This window comes from Nocardioides sp. Arc9.136, assembly GCF_030506255.1.
In the GTDB taxonomy this organism is placed as follows: domain Bacteria; phylum Actinomycetota; class Actinomycetes; order Propionibacteriales; family Nocardioidaceae; genus Nocardioides.
On the sequence record NZ_CP113431.1, the window covers coordinates 2657339 to 2678271 of the forward strand.

The window sequence follows — 20933 nt, forward strand, 5'->3', positions numbered from 1 at the left end:
GACCTCGCGCCGCACCACGGGAAGGCCACGTGATCCCGCACCCCCGACCTGCGTCCCTGCTCCCGCCGACCCTCCTGGCGCTGCTGCTCGCGTGCAGCGCCCTGCCCAGCCTCGAGACGGTGGAGCGGTGGGAGGTGACGTCGTACGCCGGGTGGCCCGGCGTCGGCCTCGCCGCTCTCCTGTTCCTCACCGTCGGTGGCTCCGGCCGGCGCACGACGCTCGCCTGGCTCGCAGCCCAGACGGTCGGGCTCGGACTGGTCCTGGGCGTCGTCTACGACGTCGGGCCGCTCCTCGGCCTGGTGGGGAGCCTCGCGGTGACGGTCCCCGCGCTGGTGACGGCCAGGTGGGTGCGGCCGGGCACGGCCGCCTACCGACGGTTCAACGAGGGCGAGGTCGACGCCTACCACGGCGTCACGGCCCTCTCCGGCCTGCTGTGCGCCGCCCTGACGGCGGCGGCCGCGGTCGCCGCCGACCGCGGCGACCCCGCGCAGGTCCTGCTGACGGCCGGCATCGCCTTCTTCGCCGCGAGCACCGCGCAGCTGGTCACGATCCCCTTCTGGCTGCGGTCCGCCGGCGGTTGGCGACTGGCGCACAGCGTGGAGCTGTGGGCCCAGCGGTCGATGCTCCTCGTCTTCCTCGCCGGCATCTTCGCCTTCCCGAGCACGCCTCCGGTGGGCTTTCTGGTGTTCCCGATCCTGGGCTGGGCGGCGATCCGTGCCCGTGCCCCCGAGACCCACCTCCAGGTCGCGCTCGCCTCCGGCGCCGCCTTCCTCTCGACCCTGGCCGGGCGTGGCCCGTTCGCCCTGGGCAGCGCGAGCGATCCGAGCCCGTTTACGCCCCTGCTCGTCTACATGTTCATCGCCTCGATCTGCTACCTGCTGATCCCCCTCGCGCTGACCGTCGAGAGGCTGGTGACGGTGACCAGGCAGGCCACGCGGGCGGCCACCACCGTGACGCGGATGCTCGACTCCGCCACCGGCACGGTGTTCATCGCCACCGACCCGTCCGGGACGATCACGCACTACAGTCCCGGCGCCCAGCAGGCGCTCGGCTTCGCGCCGGACGCCGTCCTCGGCCGCCACTCCTCGACCCTGCACTCCCCGGCCGAGGTGGCCCGCCATGCGGAGGCCCTCGGCGAGGACGCCGGCCCGTCGGGCACCGAGACCCACGCCGAGACCTACCTGCGCGCCGTGACCGCGCAGATCACCAGTGGCAGGCGGTCGGACTGGCTGTTCCTGCACCGCGACGGCGGCGACCGGGCCATCTCCCTCACCATCAGCGCGATGAGCGACAGCGGCCGGCTCGTCGGCTACATCGCCAGCGGCGAGGACTCCACGGACCGGATCACGACCCAGCGGGCCCTCGAGCAGGCGCTCGAGCGCGAGAGGGCCTCGGTGGAGGCCCTCCGCGCCGCCGACAAGGTCAAGCAGGACCTCGTCTCCACCGTCAGCCACGAGCTGCGGACGCCGATCACCAACGTGGCCGGGTACGTCGAGCTGCTGCTCGACGGGGAGCTCGGGGACATGCCGGTCCCCCAGGTCCGGGCGGTGGAACGGATCCAGCGCAACAGCCACCGGCTGCGCCACCTCGTCGACGACCTCCTCACCCTGTCGCGTGCCGAGGCGGCCACCGAGCCGGTCGCCACCGAGGTGGTCGACCTCAACGACGTCGCCACCGCCGCCCACGACCACCTGCGCAGCCAGGTCGGCGAGCGCGCGCTCGAGGTGCGGCTCGGCACGCCACGGACCCCGGTGCCGGTGCGCGGCAACCGGGAGATGCTCGAGCGCGTCGTCGTGAACCTGCTGGGCAACGCCGTCAAGTTCACGCCGGACGGGGGATCCGTCGACCTGAGGGTCGAGCTCGACCCGCCGCCGGCGGCGGCCGAGGACGGCGACGGGACGGCCTCGCCCGCCGGCGGCCGGGCCTCCGCACCGCACGCGGCCCGGATCGTGGTGCTCGACACCGGCCTCGGGATCCCGGCCGCCGACCACCAGGCCGTGTTCGAGCGGTTCTACCGGTCGTCGGCCGCCGACGAGCACGCGATCCAGGGGACCGGCCTGGGGTTGAGCATCGTCAGGGCCATCGTCGAGCAGCACCACGGCACCGTCGTGCTCGACTCCCGGCCGGGAGTCGGCACCTCCGTCACCGTCCGGCTGCCGCTCGCCGGGGCCGGGTGACCGCTCCCCCGGGCCTCGGCCCGGTGGGGCGGGCACCCGACCGTCCGGCTGCCGCTCGCCGGGGCCGGGTGACCGCTCCCCCGGGCCTCGGCCCGGTGGGGCGGGCACCCGGTCCGCGTCGGTCGGTCAGGGCCAGTCGACGGAGAGGTACTGCGTCTCCTGGAACTCCCGGAGGCCGTCCCGCGCGCCCTCGCGGCCCAGACCGCTCTGCTTGAAGCCGCCGAACGGTGCCGCCGGGTCGGAGACCAGGCCTCGGTTGACGCCGACCATCCCGGCCTCGACCTGCTCGCCCAGGCGCATGGCGCGCCCGAGGTCGCCCGCGTAGACGTAGGCGGCGAGGCCGTACTCGGTGTCGTTGACCAGGTCGACCATGTCCGCCTCCTCCGACCAGGTGGTGATCGGCAGCACCGGCCCGAAGATCTCCTCGCGCATGATGGCCGCCCCGGCCGGCACGTCGGCGAGGACCGTGGGCGCGACGAAGTGACCCGGCGCCTCGGGCAGTGCGCCCCGGCCGGCCACGCGCGCACCCTCGGCCACGGCGTCCGCGACCGCGCGCTCCACCCGCTCGACGGCCGCACGGCTGATGAGCGGACCGATCGCGCACCCGTCGGCCGCGGGCCCCGTCGTCAGCTTCTCGACCTCGGCCACGATGCGCGCGGTGAAGTCGAACGCGACGTCGCTGTGGACGTAGAACCGGTTGGCGGCGGTGCAGGCCTGACCGCCGTTGCGGAACTTGGCGACCATGGCGCCGGCCACGGCGGCGTCGAGGTCGGCGTCCTCGGTGACGATGAACGGGGCGTTGCCGCCGAGCTCCATCGAGGCGTTGACGACGCGGTCGGCGGCCTGCCGCAGCAGCAGCCGGCCGACGGCCGTGGAGCCGGTGAAGGAGATCTTGCGGACGCGCTCGTCGGCCAGCCAGGCACCGACCACCCCGGCCGCGTCGGTGGTGGGCACCACGTTGACCACGCCGTCGGGCGCACCTGCCTCGGTGAGCAGGCGGGCCACCGCGAGCGCCGTCAGCGGGGTCTCCGCGGCCGGCTTGAGCACGACCGTGCAGCCGGCCGCGAGGGCGGGCGCCAGCTTGCGGGTGGCCATCGCGGCCGGGAAGTTCCACGGCGTCACCAGGGCCGCGACGCCGACGGGGACGTGCCGGACGACCGTGCGCGTGCCTCCGGCCGGCGACTCGCCGTAGTCACCGCCCGGGCGGACGGCCTCCTCGGCGAACCAGCGGAAGAACTCGGCGGCGTAGGTGACCTCGCCGGCGGCGTCGACGAGCGACTTGCCGTTCTCCGCCGCGATCAGCCCGGCCAGCCGGTCGCGGTCCCGCAGCATCAGCTCGTGCGCGCGGCGCAGCACCTCCGACCGGACGCGGGGGGCGAGCCCCGCCCAGGGTCGAAGCGCCGCGGCCGCCCGGTCGACCGCGGAGCGGGCGTCGGCCAGGTCATGGTCACGGACGTGGTCGACGACCTCGAGGGTCGCCGGGTCCTCGACGGCGAACGTGCCGGCCGGGGCAGGCCCGGTGGTGGGGGTGGTGGTCACGGGTAGAGCCCTCTCTGACGGTGAGCCTCGGCGACGCGTCGTACGGCGAGGCAGGTGGCGGCGGTGCGGAGCGAGCAGTCGTGCTGCCGGGAGGCGGCCAGGACGTCCTGCCAGGCGCCGGCCATGCGGTCGGCCAGGCGTGCCTCGACCTCCGCCTCGCTCCACCAGTAGGCCTGGTTGGCCTGGACCCACTCGAAGTACGACACGACCACGCCGCCGGCGTTGGCGAGGATGTCCGGGACGACCAGGACGCCCCGCTCCTCCAGCAGCCGGTCGGCCTCGGTGGTGGTCGGGCCGTTGGCGCCCTCGACCACCACACGCGCCCGGACGGCGGCAGCGTTCCCGCGGTGGATCACGCCCTCGATCGCGGCAGGCACGAGCAGGTCGACGTCGAGCGCGAGCAGCACGTCGTTCTCGACCGGCTCGGCGCCGGACCAACCGGTCACCGAGCCGGTGCGGTCCACGTGGTCCTCCAGCGCGGGCAGGTCGAGCCCGCCGCCGCACCACACCGCGCCGTACTGGTCGCTGACGGCGGTGACCCGGACGCCCGCCTCGTCGAGGAAGCGGGCGGTGCCGCGGCCGACCTTCCCGAACCCCTGCACCGCCGCGGTGGCGGACGCCGGGTCGATCGCGAGGTGGCGCAGCGCGGCGAGCGCGGTGTAGACGACACCCCGGGAGGTGGCGCTGGCCCGGCCCAGGGATCCCCCGAGGCTGATCGGCTTGCCGGTGACGACGCCGAGCACCGTGTGGCCGCTGGCGACCGAGTAGGTGTCCATCATCCAGGCCATCGTCTGCTCGTCGGTGCCGATGTCGGGAGCGGGGATGTCCCGGGTGGGACCGATCATCGGCATGATCTCGGAGGTGTAGCGGCGGGTGACGCGCTCGAGCTCGGCGGTGGAGTACTGCCGCGGGTCGATCACGACCCCTCCCTTGGCGCCGCCGTAGGGCACGTCGAGCAGCGCGCACTTCCAGGTCATCCACATCGCGAGGGCGCGGACCTCGTCGAGGTCGACGTCCGGGCTGTAGCGCAGGCCGCCCTTCGCGGGACCGCGGGACAGGTTGTGCTGCACCCGGTGCCCGGTGAGGACCTCCGTCGTGCCGTCGTCGCGGCGCAGGGGGATGCTGACCGTCACCTCGCGCCGGGGCGCGGCCAGCACCGCCGTCTCCGCGGCGTCGTAGCCGAGGATCGCGGCCGCCTCGGCCAGCTGGGCCCGGGCCTCGCCGAGCGGGCCGGCGACGCTCGTGCCCGTCGGCTCCGCGACGGCCGACCCCGTGCTCACCGCGTGCCCGCCAGGAGGTCGGCGAGGACGTCGAGCGCCTCGTGGAGCAGGTCGTCGCCGATCGCGAGCGGCGGCAGGAACCGCAGCACGTTGCCGTAGGTGCCGCAGGTCAGCACGATGACGCCGGCGCGGTGCGCGGCGGCGGCGAGCTCGCGGGTCAGCACCGGGTCCGGCGTCGTGGTGCCGGGCTCGACGAGCTCGACGGCGATCAGCGCCCCGCGTCCGCGGACGTCGCCGATGCGGGCGTCGTCGGCCTGCAGGCGGTGCAGCCGGTCCTTCATCAGCCGCTCGACCTCCCGCGCGCGGCCCACGAGGTCCTCGGCCTCGATCGTCTCGATCGCGGCCAGGGCGGCGGCGCAGGCGAGCGGGTTGCCGCCGTAGGTGCCGCCGAGCCCACCGGCGTGGACCGCGTCCATCAGCTCGGCCCGTCCGGTGACGGCCGAGAGCGGGAGGCCGCCGGCGATGCCCTTGGCGGTGACGATGAGGTCGGGCACGACGCCCTCGTGGTCGCAGGCGAACAGGTCGCCGGTGCGGGCGAACCCGGTCTGCACCTCGTCCGCGACGAGCACGACGTCGTTGGCCCGGCACCATGCCGCCAGCGCCGGCAGGAACCCGGTCGCCGGCTCGATGAAGCCGCCCTCACCCTGGATCGGCTCGATCACCACGGCGGCGAGGTTCTCCGCGCCGACCTGCTTCTCCACCACGTCCAGCGCGCGGGCGGCGGCGGCCTGGCCGTCGACCTCCTTGCCGTCGCGGAAGGGGTAGGACAGCGGAGCGCGGTAGACCTCGGGCGCGAACGGTCCGAACCCGTGCTTGTACGGCATGTTCTTCGCCGTCATCGCCATCGTGAGGTTGGTGCGACCGTGGTAGGCGTGGTCGAAGACCACGACCGCGTCCTTGCCGGTGGCCACCCGGGCGATCTTGACGGCGTTCTCGACCGCCTCGGCGCCGGAGTTGAACAGCGCGGTCCGCTTGGCGTGGTCGCCGGGGGTGAGCCGGTTGAGGGCCTCCGCGACGGCGACGTACCCGTCGTACGGCGTGACCATGAAGCAGGTGTGCGTGAACGCCGCGACCTGCTGCTGCACCGCCTCGACCACCCGCGGGGCGCTGTTGCCCACGGTCGTGACGGCGATGCCGGAGCCCAGGTCGATGAGGTGGTTGCCGTCCACGTCGACCACCACACCGCCCCCGGCCCTCGCGGCGAAGACCGGCATCGTGGTGCCGACGCCGGCCGCGACGGCGGCGGTCTTGCGCTCCATCAGCGCGCGCGAGCGGGGGCCGGGGAGGTCGGTGACGAGCGCCCGGTGCTGGGTCACGCCGGCGGTGCTCGGGGGCTGGGTGGTCATGGCGGTGCCCTTCTGTCGGTGGGGCTCCAGCCTCCGCCCGGGCTCATATGCTGTCCAATACTTGTTCCTTCTCGTTCCCATGCCCAGGAGGCATCGCTGTGGAGCTGCGCCACCTGCGCTACCTGGTCGCCGTCGCCGACCACGGCACGGTCAGCCGCGCCGCCGAGCGCCTCTTCGTCACCCAGCCCGGGCTCTCCCGCCAGCTGCGCCAGCTCGAGCAGGAGCTCGGCGTCGCCGTCTTCGAGCGCTCCGCGGGCCGGTTGACGCTCAGCAGCGCGGGTCGCTCCCTGGTGCCGCTGGCCCGGGACCTGCTCGAGCGCGTCGACGCCTTCGGGGTCGCGGCGACGTACTACGCCGAGGGGCGGCTCGACCGGGTGGTGATCGGCGCGCCGACCGTCACCCTGACCGACGTCGTCGCGCCCTTCATCGCCACCCTGGCGCCCGAGGACCCCACCACGGACGTGGTCGGGGCGGACGGGCTGTCGACCGCCGAGGTGCTCGGTCGCGGGGCGGACCTCGCGATCGGCACCGCGCGCCCGGCCGCGCCGTACCGCTCCCGGCCGCTCGCCGTGCTGCCCGTCTGGGCCTACGTGCCACGTGACCACCGCTGGGCCCGGCGGCAGCGGGTGACCGTGGGCGACCTGGTCGGCGAGCCCGTGATCGGGCTGCCCGCGGCCTTCACGGCCCGCCAGGCCCTGGAGGCCGCCGTGGTCGGGGCGGGCGTGGCCGGCGGGACGTTCGTCGAGGCGGCCAACGGCACCGTCGCCCAGGCGCTGGCCGCGGCGGGCCGCGGGGTCGCGGTGGTGTCCGACGACCCCCGCTACGACCTGGTGCCCCTGGCCGTGGAGCTCCCGGACCGCGGCACGCTGAGCGTCCGCCTGCTGGCCGTCTGGGACTCCCGCCACGTCGCGGCGCCGACCCTTGAGGCCCTCTCGAGCCGGCTCAGCGCCTTCGTCTGCGACCGGTACGGCGTCCCGCCGGCCTGACCGGCGCGGTCAGGTGGCCGCGGCGACCAGGCTCGCCACCAGCACGAGCGGCAGCGAGACGACCGCACCGAGCGAGGTGGCCAGGGTGAGCGTCTTCAGGCTGCCCTTGGTGGACAGGTCGAGCAGCGTGGTGAACATCCAGAAGAAGTTGCTGTTCACGTGCAGCGCGAACATCGCACCCGAGGCGATGGCCAGGGCGATGACGACCGGGTCGACCCCGAGCGAGCCGACGACCGGCGCGATGATGCCGGCCGCGGTGATCGCGGCGACGGAGACCGAGCCGATGGCGAAGTGCAGCACCGCCGCGATGAACCACGCGAGCAGGATGCTCAGGACGACCGGTGCGTTCTCGTCCGCCGCGAACAGGTCGGTGAGCGTCGCGTCCAGCCCGCTCCCGGCGATGACCGCACCCAGCGAGCCGCCGACGCCGGTGACCAGCAGGATCTCGCCGGTCGTGTGGAACCCGGACGTCAGGACCTTGCCGACCCCGTCCGCGCCCAGCGACGGGCGGACCATGAAGAACGCGATCAGCAGGCCGAGGAAGAGCGCGATGTTGGCGTCGCCGAGGAACGCGAGCGCCGCGGGGAGGTCGCCGACGACGTCGACGATCGCCGCGGACGCGATCAGCACGAGCGGCACCAGGATCGGCAGCAGGCGCACGAGGAGCGGCAGCCGCGCCGCTCCCTCGGCGTGCGGGACCTCCTCGGCCTCCACGTCCGGGTCGTCCCCACGGGCGACCACGTCGGGGTCGAGGTCGGTGTCCTCCTTCCACAGCCCCCAGCCCAGCAGCAGCCGGAAGAGGACCGTGGTGATGAGGGCGGTCGCCAGCCCGATCGGCACGCCGTAGAGCAGGTAGGTGCCCAGCGGCACGTCCATCAGCCCGGCGATGGCGACCGCGGCGAGGCCCGGCACGACGAACACGTAGCCGGAGAAGATGCCGATGCCCATCGCGCCCGCGAGCCACGGCAGCCCGTGCCGACGGTCCACTGCCGCCGCCGACTCCTTGGCCATCGGCGCTGCCAGCACCACCTGCACGTCGACGTAGATCGACGGGAAGATCGTCGAGAGCGTCGCCGCCATGGCGTACGGCAGGCGTCGGCCGACCCGGCGGGCCAGCAGGTCGACGAGGTCGCGGAACGTGCCCATCGAGTGCAGCAGCGCGCCGATGAGCACGCCGAAGCCGATGAGCAGGCCGACCTCCGCCATGATCTCGCCGAAGCCGCCGGTGATCTCCCCGACGGTGCCCTCGGCGCCCTGCCCGGTGGCGAGGCCGAGGTAGACGCTCGCGACGAGCAGCGAGATCACCGGGTCGATCCCGAACCGGATGATCAGCAGGATCGCCGCCAGGATCGCGATGGCGGAGTGCACGATCTCCATGGGGTTCCGTTCTGTGGGGCGCGGTGGGGCCCGGGGATCGTCCCACGCGGGTCCGGGTCCGTGCCGGAGGACCTGCCGCGCGTCGGGCCGGGACGCACGACGGCGCCGGGGGCGTCAGCCCCCGGCGCCGTCGGCCTTGCCGCTGCGCGTGACCTACTCGGCGGCCGGGGCGACGAAGGTGCCCTTGGCCGGCTGGCCGGTCTCGCCGACCGCCTCGGGCTCGCCGCCGGCGACGCCGACCTCCAGCGAGCCGTCGGAGGACTGCACCCGCACGGGCGGGGCGACCTTGAGCTCCTTGGACTCGCCGAAGGCGAGGTCCCCGGAGAAGACGATCTCGTTCGAACCGTCGCGGACCACGACGTTCGTCCCGCCGCCTGCCGCCGTCAGCAGCACCGACACCGGCTTGCCGACCTGGCTGCTGCCGTTGTCGATCCCGCGCGACCCGTTGAGGACCAGCGCCTCGCCGTTGAGGTCGACCGGGCTGTCCATCACCAGGCGCGCGACCGACCAGGCCAGCACGAGCGCCATGACGGCGGCGACCAGGACCGACCAGTTCGGCCCGCCGCGGGTCCCCCGGATCGACCCGTTCGCGCCGGTGGCCAGCTCGGCCTCGAAGACGCGGCGCGGGTCGATGGGGGCGTCGGCGTACCGCTCGTCGTACGACGCCAGCAGCGGCGCCACGTCGACGCCCAGCACGCGGGCCAGCGTCCGCAGGTGGCCGCGGGCGTAGAAGTCACCACCGCACGGTGCGAAGTCGTCGACCTCGATGGACTCGATGACGTGCGGGCGGATCCGCGTCCGGTCGGCGAGCTGGTCGACGCTGAGGCCGATCCGCGCCCGCGCCGCGGCCAGCTCCGGGCCGATCACCGGGTCGGCGGCCGGCTGCACCGGCGCCTCGATCGCGAACCCGTCGATGACCACCGGCGTCGGCGTGGCCGCACCCGCACGGGCGCCCCACACCTGGGTGTCCTCCACGAGGTCGACGCTGCCCGGTCGCCGCAGCTCCCGCGCCTCGGGCAGGGTCCGCGACACCGGGGTGACGCCGTCGCCGAGGTCGAGCGCGTTCGCGCCGTGGACCGCGTCCAGGGCCAGGCCGTCGTGGACGGTCTCGGCGCGGACGGCGGTCACCGGCGACCGCAGCGGGGTGGGGGTCGGGCTGGCCTGCGGCTGGTCGGCGGACTGGTCGGCGGGGTCGGCAGGCAGGTCGAGCGCGAACGGCGCGACCGGCACCGGCTCGGCCGCGGGCACGACCGGGCCGCCGTCGGACGACCGGCGCGAGAGCCGAGCGGCGATCGCACCGATGCCGCGCGCCAGGGCCGGTCGCGGGTCGTGCAGCCGCGGCCCCGCGGGCTCGCGGTCCTCGTCCTCCTCGTGCGCCTGCTCCGCCGCCGGCTCCGCGGGCACGACCGGCTCGCTGACCGGCTCGTGCGCGACGGGCTCCCGGGCGACGAGTGCGTCCTCCTCGACGTGCCCAGCGACGTCCCCGGCCTCGGCCGGCTCCGCCGCCCCGTCCTCGTCCTCGGCCTCGTCCTCGGCCTCGTCCAGCGGCAGCGTCGGGTCGAGCTCGACGACCTCGGTCCGGCCGTCGGTGAGCGCGAGCAGCGCCGAGGTGAGGTCCGGGTCGGTGCTGGCGACCCGCGTCGACATCGACAGCGGCACCGAGAGCACCTGCTCGGCGCCCTCCGGCCCGGTGAGCACGACGTCGAGACGGCCGTCGTGGATCATCCCGCGCCGCGGGAGGTGCTCGATGGAGAGCAGCGAGTCCCAGGTCATGCCGTGCCAGGCCCGGCCCTCGCGGATCCGCACCCCGTGGCCGTCGGCGACCAGGAGCGGACCGCGGGAGTCCAGCAGCCCGAGCAGGTGGACGGCGGCCAGGCCGCCCATGACGAGGAAGAGCACCCAGTCCAGCCAGGCCCCCGTCCCGGTCGCCCGGGCGAGGTAGGCGATCGCGACGGCCGAGGCGAGGCCGCCCACGACCGCCGACAGGGCCGCGTTGCGCCGGACGACGATGCCGTCCTCGGGACCGGTGGCCGCCGGGTCCTCGAACCCGCCGTACTGGTCGTCGAGCTGGAGGTCGTCGTTGTCGAGCACGTTCGATCCGTTCACATCTCCCCCTGCAGGGTCGCGATCACGCCGTCGATCTCGTCGGGCTTCACGAGCACGTCCCGGGCCTTGGAGCCCTCGCTCGGACCCACCACCCCACGGCTCTCGAGGATGTCCATGAGCCGGCCCGCCTTGGCGAAACCGACCCGGAGCTTGCGCTGCAGCATCGAGGTGGACCCGAACTGCGTGGAGACGACGAGCTCGATGGCCTGGATGACCAGGTCCATGTCGTCGCCGATGTCGTCGTCGAGCTCGCGCTTGGCCGCGGCCGGGGCGGTGACGTCCTCGCGGTACGTCGGCTCCAGCTGCGCCTTGCAGTGCTTGACCACCAGCGCGATCTCGGCCTCGGTGACCCACGAGCCCTGCACGCGCACCGGCTTGGAGGCGCCCATCGGCAGGAACAGCCCGTCACCCTGGCCCACCAGCTTCTCCGCGCCCGGCTGGTCCAGGATGACCCGGCTGTCGGCGAGCGAGGAGGTCGCGAACGCCAGCCGCGAGGGCACGTTGGCCTTGATCAGGCCGGTGACCACGTCGACCGACGGGCGCTGGGTGGCGAGCACCAGGTGGATGCCGGCCGCACGCGCGAGCTGGGTGATCCGGACGACGGCGTCCTCGACGTCGCGCGGGGCGACCATCATCAGGTCCGCGAGCTCGTCGACGATCACCAGCAGGTACGGGTACGGCGTGAGCTCGCGCTCGCTGCCCGGGGGCACCTCGACCTTGCCCGCCCGGACGGCCTTGTTGAAGTCGTCGATGTGGCGGAACCCGAAGTTGGCGAGGTCGTCGTAGCGCATGTCCATCTCGCGCACGACCCACGCCAGCGCCTCGGCGGCCTTCTTGGGGTTGGTGATGATCGGGGTGATCAGGTGCGGGACGCCCTCGTAGGCGTTCAGCTCGACCCGCTTGGGGTCGACCATGATCATCCGCACCTCGTCGGGCGTCGACCGCATCAGGATCGAGGTGATCATCGAGTTGATGAACGACGACTTTCCCGAGCCGGTGGCACCGGCCACGAGCAGGTGCGGCATCTTCGCCAGGTTCGCGACGACGAAGCCGCCCTCGACGTCCTTGCCGAGGCCGGCCACCATCGGGTGGTGGTCGCCGCGGGCGGCGCCGGAGCGCAGCACGTCGCCGAGGGAGACGATCTCCTTGTCGACGTTCGGGATCTCGATGCCGATGGCGGACTTGCCGGGGATCGGGCTGAGGATGCGCACGTCGGCCGAGGCCACCGCGTAGGCGATGTTCTTCGACAGCGCCGTGACCTTCTCGACCTTGACCGCGGGGCCCAGCTCGACCTCGTAGCGGGTGACCGTCGGGCCGCGGGTGTAGCCCGTGACCTGGGCGTCGATGGCGAACTCCTCCATCACCTGGGTCAGCCGGTCGACGACCGCGTCGCTGGCCTTGGAGCGGGCCTTGTGGACCGATCCGGGCTTGAGGACGTCGTTGCCCGGCAGGGAGTAGACGACGTCGCCGGAGATCGCCAGCTGCTCGGCACGCTCGGGGAGCGGCGTGTGCGGGGGCGGCTCGATGTCGCCGCGGGCCAGCTCGCCGGTCGCGTCGGAGACGGCCTCGGTGAGCACCGTGGCGTCGGGGTCGGAGAGATCGGGGAACGAGGGGACCTCGTCGGCGTAGGGGTCGAAGACCTCCGCGCCGGCGTCGGCCTCGGGCTTCTCGACCGCCGCCGCCTTGCGGCCACGACGCTTCTTGACCTCGCGGTCCTCCAGGACCGGGGTGTCGTACGCCGGGTCGCCCATGTCCGGGTCGATCTCGTCGTCCTCGGGCGCGCCGCGGCGGCGGCGCGCGGACCCCTCGTCGGCCGGGTCCTCGACCCCGCGCCCGAGCAGCCGGTCGCGCAGGTCGGCGAGCCGCTCGGGCACGAGGTAGACCGGCGTCGAGGTGATCACCAGGACGCCGAAGGCGGAGAGCAGCAGGAGCAGCGGGACGACGACGTACGCCGTGCGCAGCAGGTCCAGCAGCAGGGAGGAGACGACGAACCCGATCGCCCCGCTGGCGCCCTGGAGGTCGCTGGCGTCGCCGGCGACGGGCTGCGGGTTGCCGTTGGCGATGTGGACGATGCCGAGCACGCCGAAGGCGAGCGCGGTCCAGCCGATGACCTGGCGGCCTGCGGGGCCGTTGCTGACCGGGTCGCGCATCGTGCGCAGTCCGACGTAGGCCACGGCCATCGGGACGAACCAGCCGACCTTGCCGACCGTGCCGGAGACCGCGGTGCGGGCCAGGTCCATGACCCCGCCCGGGACCTGGAACCAGACCGCTGCGGCGACGACCAGGGAGAGGCCGAGGAGCAGCAGGCCGACGCCGTCGCGGCGGTGCTCGGGGTCGATGTCGCGGGCGCCGTGCCCGATGCCGCGGGCGACGGCGCCGACGCCGTGCGCGATGCCGAGCCAGACGGCGACGAGCCCCCGGGCGAGGGCCTGGAAGAGACGGGCGACCGGCCCCGGCCCCGAGCGGACCGCCCGTGGGGCCGGGCGGGCCGCCGGGCGGGCAGGCTTGCGGGCCGCGGGACGCTTCTTGCTCGCGCTCGCGGCGGGTCGTCGGGTGGGCGTACTCCGGGATCGGGTGCTCGAACTCCCACGGCCGCTGCTGCTGGCTGACCTGGACGTGGACGTGCTCTTGCTCCGCGACCCCGGCGGGGAAGACGTACGGGTCGCCATGGTGGTCAACCTACTTCGGCGTCACACCAGTCACAGGGACCACAGGAGTGCGTGTCGTCCCCGCCCGGCCGGCCCGTCCGGGGCGCCGGGTGGACCGCCGTCACGCCGCGTGCACGCCTTGCGGCCTGATCACGGAACGGCGACGAATTGTCCGGCGCCTCTGGACCTGCGCGGGGAGCCGTCCCTAGGGTGCCCGGGTCGGCCCGGAGACGTGGCCGGCGCCACCCATACTCGGAGGGTTACCTAAGTGAAGATCCTGAAGACGGGGCTGAGCCTCGTTCTGCTGGGTGCCGGCGTTGCCGCCGTTCCCACCCAGCCGGCCACCGCGGCGGAGCCGATCGCTCCGGCGGACGGCCGGTCCCTCGTGCAGCGCCTCAAGAGCGACGCCGAGGGCGCGGTCCGGCTGGCCACCGAGCCAGCCACCGGAAAGATCGGCTTCGCGCGCGCCGCGCGCGGCGGCGACCTGCTGCCCGACGTCCGCGCCTCCGGACGCGCCGGCGCCGTCGAGAAGGCGAACGCCTTCCTCGACCGCCACGCCCGCGTGTTCGGCGCCACCGCCGACCAGCTGCGCGAGTCCTCGGTCCAGGAGACCGCCCGCGGGTGGGCCGTGCGGTTCGACCAGACCTACCGCGGGCTGCCCGTCTTCGGCGGCCAGCTCGTCGCGAGCGTGGACGACGACGGCGACCTCACCGCGGTCAGCGGGTACGTCGCGCCCGACCTGCGCCTGGGCACCACGCCGCGCACCAGCGCGGCCGAGGCAGGGCGCCGCGCCGTGGCCACGGTGCGGGAGGACCCGCCCGGCGAGACGCCGCTCGACCTGTCGGGGTTGCGGGTCACCGACAACACCCTCTCGGTGTACCGGATGGGCTCGGTCAAGGGCGAGACCGGTCCGGCGCGCCTGGTCCACGTGGTCGGCGTCGGCAACGGCACCACCGTGCGCGAGAAGGTCTTCGTCGACGCGCTCACCGGCAAGTTCCTCAACCGCTACTCGATGATCCACACCGCGCTCAACCGCGAGCTGCGCGAGGCGAAGCTCGAGAGCGACGGCGGCACGCCCGACGACGTCAGCGACGACAAGATCTCCTACACGACCGTCTATCGCGAGGGCGACCCGCTGCCCGGCTCGCTGGACGAGGACCAGCTCAACGAGGTCAACGGCACCGGCGAGGCGTACTGGTTCTTCAAGAACACCTTCGGCCGGGACTCCTTCGACGGCAAGGGCGCGAAGATGGTGACGGTCAACAACGACCCGACCATCGCCTGCCCCAACGCCAACTGGAACGGCAAGACGACCAACTACTGCTCGGGCGTCAGCTCCGACGACACCGTCGCCCACGAGTGGGGCCACGCCTACACCGAGTACACCTCCGGGCTGGTCTACCAATGGCAGTCCGGCGCGATGAATGAGGCGTTCTCCGACATCTGGGGCGAGACCGTCGACCAGATCAACGACCGCTACAACGAGACCCCGGACGTCAAGCGGGCCGACGGCCTCTGCTCGGCCTACACCGGCGCCATCCCGGTGCTCACCATCACCGCCCCGGAGTCGATCGCCAAGGAGTGCGCCACGGGCGGCACGCTCGGTGAGATCGACGGGCCGATCACCGGCCAGGTGGTCGCCCCGACCGACGCCGAGGAGGAGGGCGGCACCACGACCGACGGCTGCTCGCCGTACGCCGACGCGTCCGCCGCCGCGGGCAAGATCGTCCTGGTCGACCGCGGCCTGTGCACGTTCGTCGAGAAGGCCCAGGTCGCCAAGGCGGCCGGTGCGAAGGCCGTCATCATCGGCAACCGCGAGGAGGCCCCTATCGGCTTCACCGACGCCGACAAGAGCCTCCCGCCGACGGTGTCGATCGGCCTGACCGACCGCGAGACGATCCGGAAGACCCTGGCCGACGGCCAGCCGGTCGAGGTCGAGATCATCGACGCCGGCGGCGACCGGTTCGACTCCTACCGCTGGCTCTCCGGCGAGGGCGACCCCGCCTTCGGCGGCGCGATCCGCGACATGTGGAACCCCACCTGCCTCGGCGACCCGGCCAAGGTCTCCGACGCGGAGTACAAGTGCTCCACCGACGACAGCGGCGGCGTGCACAGCAACTCCGGCGTGGTCAACCACGCCTACGCCCTCCTGGTCGACGGCGGCACGTCCAACGACGTCACCGTGGCCGGTCTCGGCCTCGACAAGGCGGCGAACATCTTCTGGCAGACCCAGGTCGCGCACCTGACGCCCACGTCGAACTTCGTCGACCTGGCCGACGGGCTCGAGGCCTCCTGCACCGAGCTGGTCGGCAAGGACATCAACCGGGTGTCCACCGACCCCGGCGGCACCTCGCAGCCCGCGGCGGAGATCGTGGCCGGCGACTGCGCGTCGGTCTCGGCCGTCGTGGCCGCCACCGAGCTGCGCAAGGACCCCACGCAGTGCAACTTCCGCCCGCTGCTGCGCAAGGGCGGACCGGCGACCTGCGGCGGGGGCACGACCTCGAAGGTGCTCTACAAGGAGGACTTCGAGGACGGCCTGGCCGGCTGGAAGAAGTCCGAGCGCGTGGCGTTCAAGGGTGGCAAGGGCATCCCGTGGCGCGCCAGCCGCGAGGTCACCGGCAACCGGTCCAAGGTCGCCTTCGACCCCAGCGACGACCGCGGCACCTGCACCTACGACCGGTTCGACCGGTCGAGCGCCAACGCGATCACCAGCCGGGCGATCCGTCTCCGTGGCGGCGGCACGGGCATGCGCCTGCAGTTCCGGCACTACGTCGCCAGCGAGCTCGACGTGGACGGCGGCAACGTCAAGGTCAAGCTCGGCTCGGGCAAGTGGAAGGTCGTCAAGCCGGCCGCCTACCTGTTCAACGCGCCGAACACCACCCTGCTGACCAAGGCCGAGGGCAACACCAACCCGATGGCCTCCCAGCCGGCCTTCTCCGGCACCGACGGCAACGTCGCCGGCGGGTCCTGGGGCCGCTCGATCATCGACCTGAAGAAGATCGGCGCCAAGCCGGGCACGAAGATCAAGCTGCGCTTCGAGATGGGTCGTGACGGCTGCGGCGGCCTCGAGGGCTGGGCCGTCGACGACGTGAAGATCGTCGCCTGCGGGAAGAAGGGTGGCACCAAGGGCCGCCAGGAGGCCTCCGACGTCCGCTGACCCAGCGGCAGGAGCAGCACCCGCAGCACCGCAGAGGCCCCGCCCGGAGCGATCCGGGCGGGGCCTCTCGCCGTCCTCAGGACGTCCGGCCGTCGTACGCCGCACGCTCGGCCAGGACGTCGTCCACGTGGGTCTCGGCAGGCCCTCGGCTCGTCGCGGCCTCAGGACTCGATGACCACCGGGATGATCATCGGCCGCCGGCGGTGCGTGCCGCTGACCCAGCGGCCGATCACGCGCCGTACGGTCTGCTGCAGCTGGTAGGTGTCGGTGTTGCCCTCGGCGACCGCCCGGTCGAGCGCGTCGATGATGGGCTGCTTGATCTCGTCGAAGTCCACGGCGTCCTCGACGAAGCCCCGGGCGTGGATCTCCGGCCCGCCGGAGACCTTGCCGCTGACGGAGTCCATCACCACGATCACCGAGATGAACCCCTCCTCGCCGAGGATCCGGCGGTCCTTGAGGTCGGACTCGGTGATGTCGCCGACCGAGGAGCCGTCGACGAAGACGTAGCCGCACTCGACCTTGCCGGTGATGCTGGCGACGCCGTCGACCAGGTCGACCACGACGCCGTCCTCGGCGACGACGACGTTCTCCACGCCGGTCGCCCTGGCCAGGTCGCGGTTGGCCAGCAGGTGCCGGATCTCGCCGTGGACGGGCAGCACGTTGCGCGGCTTGACGATGTTGTAGCAGTAGAGCAGCTCGCCGGCGCTGGCGTGCCCCGAGACGTGGACGAGCGCGTTGCCCTTGTGCACGACCCGGGCACCCCAGCGGGCGAGGCCGTTGATCACGCGGTAGACGGCGTTCTCGTTGCCCGGGATGAGGCTCGAGGCGAGCAGCACGGTGTCGCCCTCCTCGAGGTGGACGAAGTTGTGGCTGCGCTGGGCGATCCGGCTCAGCGCCGACATCGGCTCGCCCTGGGAGCCGGTGGAGATCAGCACCTGGTGCTGCGGCGGGAGGTCGGCGAGGTCCTTGGTGTCGACCAGCGTCCCCGGCGGCACCTTGAGGTAGCCCAGGTCGCGCGCGATGGCCATGTTGCGGACCATCGAGCGGCCGACGTACGCCACCTGGCGCTCGTGGGCGTGCGCCGCGTCGAGCACCTGCTGGACGCGGTGCACGTGGGAGGCGAAGCAGGCGACGATGATGCGCTGGGAGGACTCGCGGAACACCTGGTCGATGACCGGGGTGATCGACTTCTCCGCCGGGGTGAAGCCGGGGGTCTCGGCGTTGGTGGAGTCGGTGAGGAAGAGATCGACGCCCTCCTCCCCCAGCCGGGCGAACGCCCGCAGGTCGGTGATCCGGCCGTCCAGCGGCAGCTGGTCCATCTTGAAGTCGCCGGTGTGGAGCACCATCCCGGCGCCGGTCCGGATCGCCACCGCGAGCGCGTCCGGGATCGAGTGGTTGACCGCGACGAACTCCAGGTCGAAGGGACCGAAGCTGATCCGGTCGCCCTCCGAGACCCGGTGGTGCACGGTCTCGCGCAGGCGGTGCTCGCGCAGCTTGGAGTCCAGCAGCGCCAAGGTGAGCTCGGAGCCGACGAGCGGGATGTCGCCGCGCTCGCGGAGGAGGTACGGCGTCGCGCCGATGTGGTCCTCGTGCCCGTGGGTCAGCACCAGGGCCTCGATCCGGTCCAGCCGGTCCCGGATCGGGCCGAAGTCCGGCAGGATCAGGTCGACGCCGGGGTGGTGGTCCTCGGGGAACAGCACGCCGCAGTCGACGACCAGCAGGCGGCCGTCGTACTCGAAGACGGTCATGTTGCGGCCGACCTCGCCGAGGCCGCCGAGCGGGATGACCCGGAGGCCCCCCTGCGGCAGTGCCGGCGGTTCGGACAGCTCAGGGTGCGGGTGGCTCAAGCGCGTCGGTCCTTCACGTGAGTAGACCGGCGGCCACGAGGCCGACGCGCAGCGCGGCCACCTCGTCGTCGTCCAGCTCCACGAGGGGAGAGCGGACCCGCCGGTTGTCGAGGACGCCGAGGAGCTGGAGCGCTGCCTTGGCGGTGGTCGCTCCGTAGTTGGCGACGCCCATGACGGCGTCGATCGCGGGGAGCATCCGCGTGTAGACCTGGAGCGCCGTGGCGGGGTCGCCCGCGGCGTAGGCGTCGACCATCGCCCGGAGCTGGTCGCCCGCGACGTGGCCCACGACGCTGACGAAGCCGACGGCGCCGTGCGCGAGCCAGCCGAGGTTCGCCGCGTCGTCGCCGGAGTAGACCGCGTAGCCGAGCTCGCTGATGCGCACGCCCCGGGCGAAGTCGCCGACCGCGTCCTTGACGGCCACCACGCCGTCCCAGGCGATCGCCTGCTCGTAGGTCTCGAGCGCGATCGTCGAGCCGGTGCGGCCCGGGACGTCGTAGAGCATCACGGGCAGCTCGGCGGCGTCGACGACCTGGCGGAAGTGCTGGAGGATGCCGCGCTGGCCCGGCTTGTTGTAGTACGGCGTCACGAGCAGCACGCCGTCGGCACCGTTCTTGCGCGCCTGGTGCGCGAGGCCGACCGACGTGCGGGTGTCGTTGGTGCCCACGCCGGCCACGAGGTGGATGTCGGCGCCGACCGCGTCCCGCACGGCCGCGAGGGTGTCGCCGTCCTCCTCGGGCGTGGTGGTCGGGGACTCCCCCGTCGTGCCGGAGACGACGAGCCCGTCGTGCCCGTGGTCCACCAGGTGCCGGGCGATGCGCTGGGTCGCCTCGAGGTCGACCGCCCCGTCGGGGGCGAAGGCCGTCGCCATCGCGGTGAGGACGCGGCCGAAGGGCGCTGCGGGGGTCGCTGCGGGGGTCGAGGTGGCCGAGTCGGTCATGGGTCCAGGCTATCGCCCGACGTGCGGCATCACGTCGCGCGCCACCAGCCGGAGGTGGTCGAGGTCCGTGAGGTCGAGCACCTGGAGGTAGACCCGCTCGGCGCCCAGCGCGGCGTACCGCCCGATCTTGTCGACGACCTCCTGCGGCGTCCCGGCCAGGCCGTTCTCCCGCAGCTCGTCCTTGTCGCGGCCGATCGCGGCGGCCCGGCGCTCCACCTCCGCCTCGTCCGCACCCACGCAGAGGACCAGCGCGTTCGACCAGGTCATGGTGGCCGGGTCGCGGTCGGCGGCCTCGCAGGCGGCACGGACGCGGCCGAACTGCGCCTCGGTGGTCGCCTCGTCGACGAACGGCAGGTTGAACTCGTCGGCGAAGCGCGCCGCCAGCGCCGGCGTGCGCTTCTTGCCCAGGCCGCCGATGAGCACCGGCGGCCCTCCCCGGCGACCGTCGGTCTGCACCGGCTTGGGCAGGCCGGGGCTGTCGGTGACCCGGTAGTGGCGGCCCTCGAAGGAGAATCCGTCGCCCCCCAGCGGAGTGGCCCAGAGGCCGGTGACGACCTCGAGCTGCTCCTCGAACCGGTCGAAGCGCTCACCGGTCGGGGGGAACGGGATGCCGTACTTGGTGTGCTCGGCCTCGAACCAGCCGGCACCGATGCCCAGCTCGACCCGGCCGCCGCTCATCTGGTCGACGCCGGCGACGCTGATCGCGAGCGGCCCGGGGTGGCGGAACGTCGCGCTCGTCATCATCGTGCCGAGGCGGATCGTGCTGGTGTCGCGGGCGAGCCCGGCCAGCGTCACCCAGGCGTCACTGGGGCCCGGCAGGCCCTCGGTGCCCATGCCGAGGTAGTGGTCGGAGCGGAAGAACGCCCCGAAGCCGAGCTCCTCGGCGGTCCTGGCGACGGCGAGGAGGTCGTCGTACGTCGCACCCTGCTGGGGTTCGGTGAAGACACGCAGCTCCATGCGCCCAGCCTCCCAGACGCCTCCAGGTCAGCCGCCCCCGAGCCCCGCGACGGCGCCGAGGAGCGGCCGGCCGGCTAGCGGCGGTCCCCGGACCGCGCGCGGAACACCCGGTCGTACCCCTCGTGGTGCTCCCGCGCGGTCTCGGGCCACTCGGCGGCGTCGTACGCCGGGAAGTGCGCGTCACCCCGCGGCTCGAGGTCGATCTCGCTGAGCACGAGCTCGTCGGCGTGCGGGAGCAGCGCGGCGTACACCTCTCCCCCGCCGGCGACCATCACGTCGCCGGGCAGCGTGGCGGCCAGCTCGAGCGCCTCCTCGACGCCGTGGGCCACGAGCACGCCCTCGGCGCTCCAGGCCGGGTCACGGGTCAGCACGACCGTGGTCCGGCCCGGGAGCGGCCGGCCGATCGACTCGTAGGTCGTCCGGCCCATCAGCAGCACGTGCCCGAGGGTCAGCTCCTTGAAGAGCCGCTGCTCGCCCGGCACCTTCCAGGGGATGTCGGGTCCGTCGCCGATCACGCCGTTGCGCGCGACCGCGGCGACCAGGACGACCCGCTTGCCGCCCGGCGTCACAGGAGCG

General features: G+C 73.5%; 13 protein-coding genes. 3 read left to right on the plus strand and 10 right to left on the minus strand.

Going from position 1 to position 20933, the window contains the following annotated elements:
• Positions 1–29 precede the first annotated feature (29 nt).
• Positions 30–2177 (plus strand): ATP-binding protein, encoded by a 2148-nt coding sequence (locus tag OSR43_RS12905; protein ID WP_302266971.1) that lies wholly within the window; start codon positions 30–32, stop codon positions 2175–2177.
• Between the two features lie 126 nt (positions 2178–2303).
• Here the strand turns inward: OSR43_RS12905 and OSR43_RS12910 are convergent, their stop codons facing one another.
• The 3 genes from OSR43_RS12910 to gabT are packed head-to-tail and all read right to left on the minus strand — an operon-like array spanning position 2304 to position 6342.
• Positions 2304–3716 (minus strand): NAD-dependent succinate-semialdehyde dehydrogenase, encoded by a 1413-nt coding sequence (locus OSR43_RS12910; RefSeq protein WP_302266972.1) that lies wholly within the window; start codon positions 3714–3716, stop codon positions 2304–2306.
• Positions 3713–4996, minus strand: a complete 1284-nt coding sequence (locus OSR43_RS12915) for a Glu/Leu/Phe/Val dehydrogenase (RefSeq protein ID WP_302266973.1) — start codon at positions 4994–4996, stop codon at positions 3713–3715. Before OSR43_RS12915 ends, OSR43_RS12910 begins: the two co-directional genes overlap by 4 nt.
• Positions 4993–6342, minus strand: a complete 1350-nt coding sequence (gene gabT, locus OSR43_RS12920) for a 4-aminobutyrate--2-oxoglutarate transaminase (RefSeq protein WP_302266974.1) — start codon at positions 6340–6342, stop codon at positions 4993–4995. Before gabT ends, OSR43_RS12915 begins: the two co-directional genes overlap by 4 nt.
• Before the next feature lie 98 nt (positions 6343–6440).
• On the opposite strand from gabT, the gene OSR43_RS12925 reads away from it, so the two are divergent.
• Positions 6441–7328, plus strand: coding sequence for a LysR family transcriptional regulator (locus OSR43_RS12925; protein ID WP_302266975.1), 888 nt, complete (start codon positions 6441–6443; stop codon positions 7326–7328).
• A 9-nt stretch (positions 7329–7337) separates the two neighbouring features.
• Here the strand turns inward: OSR43_RS12925 and OSR43_RS12930 are convergent, their stop codons facing one another.
• The 3 genes from OSR43_RS12930 to OSR43_RS12940 form a co-directional block, all read right to left on the minus strand.
• Positions 7338–8705: a GntP family permease gene (locus OSR43_RS12930; RefSeq protein ID WP_302266976.1), complete on the minus strand. Its 1368-nt coding sequence runs from the start codon at positions 8703–8705 to the stop codon at positions 7338–7340.
• A gap of 153 nt (positions 8706–8858) precedes the next feature.
• Complete coding sequence (locus OSR43_RS12935; RefSeq protein ID WP_302266977.1) at positions 8859–10811, minus strand: helix-turn-helix domain-containing protein; 1953 nt, start codon at positions 10809–10811, stop codon at positions 8859–8861.
• On the minus strand, positions 10808–13480 hold the full coding sequence (locus OSR43_RS12940) for a DNA translocase FtsK (RefSeq protein ID WP_302266978.1): 2673 nt from the start codon (positions 13478–13480) through the stop codon (positions 10808–10810). Before OSR43_RS12940 ends, OSR43_RS12935 begins: the two co-directional genes overlap by 4 nt.
• A 247-nt stretch (positions 13481–13727) precedes the next feature.
• Here OSR43_RS12940 and OSR43_RS12945 point away from each other — a divergent pair, with 247 nt between their 5' ends.
• The gene (locus tag OSR43_RS12945) at positions 13728–16616 is read left to right on the plus strand and encodes a M4 family metallopeptidase (protein ID WP_302266979.1); all 2889 of its coding nucleotides are present in this window, start codon (positions 13728–13730) and stop codon (positions 16614–16616) included.
• 161 nt (positions 16617–16777) lie between these two features.
• Here the strand turns inward: OSR43_RS12945 and OSR43_RS12950 are convergent, their stop codons facing one another.
• The 4 genes from OSR43_RS12950 to OSR43_RS12965 all read right to left on the minus strand — a co-directional run bounded on the left by OSR43_RS12950 (position 16778) and on the right by OSR43_RS12965 (position 20926).
• Complete coding sequence (locus OSR43_RS12950) at positions 16778–18463, minus strand: ribonuclease J (RefSeq protein ID WP_302266981.1); 1686 nt, start codon at positions 18461–18463, stop codon at positions 16778–16780.
• Positions 18464–18476: 13 nt separating this feature from the next.
• On the minus strand, positions 18477–19400 hold the full coding sequence (gene dapA / locus OSR43_RS12955; RefSeq protein WP_302266982.1) for a 4-hydroxy-tetrahydrodipicolinate synthase: 924 nt from the start codon (positions 19398–19400) through the stop codon (positions 18477–18479).
• A 9-nt stretch (positions 19401–19409) separates the two neighbouring features.
• Positions 19410–20357, minus strand: a complete 948-nt coding sequence (locus OSR43_RS12960) for an LLM class F420-dependent oxidoreductase (protein WP_302266983.1) — start codon at positions 20355–20357, stop codon at positions 19410–19412.
• Between the two features lie 74 nt (positions 20358–20431).
• Positions 20432–20926: a dihydrofolate reductase gene (locus tag OSR43_RS12965; protein WP_302266984.1), complete on the minus strand. Its 495-nt coding sequence runs from the start codon at positions 20924–20926 to the stop codon at positions 20432–20434.
• Positions 20927–20933 lie beyond the last annotated feature (7 nt).